The following is a 219-nucleotide window of genomic DNA, read 5'->3' as shown; positions in this document are numbered from 1 at the left end:
CTACGGCCTAATGAACAGCACCCAGCTGCGCACCATAGCCCGCCTGTCGCGCGACTTTGACAAGGGCTATGTGCATATCAGCACCCGCCAGAACATTCAGTTCAACTGGCCGGAGCTCGCCGAAGTGCCTGACATGCTCGCGGAGCTGGCCAAGGTTCAGATGCATGCCATCCAGACTTCGGGTAACTGTATTCGCAACACCACCACCGACCAGTTTGC

At 58.0% G+C, this 219-nt stretch carries 1 pseudogene; it reads left to right on the top strand.

Features of this window, described 5'->3' with window-relative positions:
• Positions 1 to 219 (top strand): annotated as a pseudogene (locus tag A3709_RS04830) (nitrite/sulfite reductase); the annotation flags it as partial.

The sequence above is a fragment of the Halioglobus sp. HI00S01 genome (genome assembly GCF_001635445.1).
In the GTDB taxonomy this organism is placed as follows: Bacteria; Pseudomonadota; Gammaproteobacteria; order Pseudomonadales; family Halieaceae; genus Halioglobus; species Halioglobus japonicus.
The sequence above is the reverse complement of the archived record's forward strand: the minus strand, read 5'-3'. Positions and strand labels throughout refer to the sequence as shown.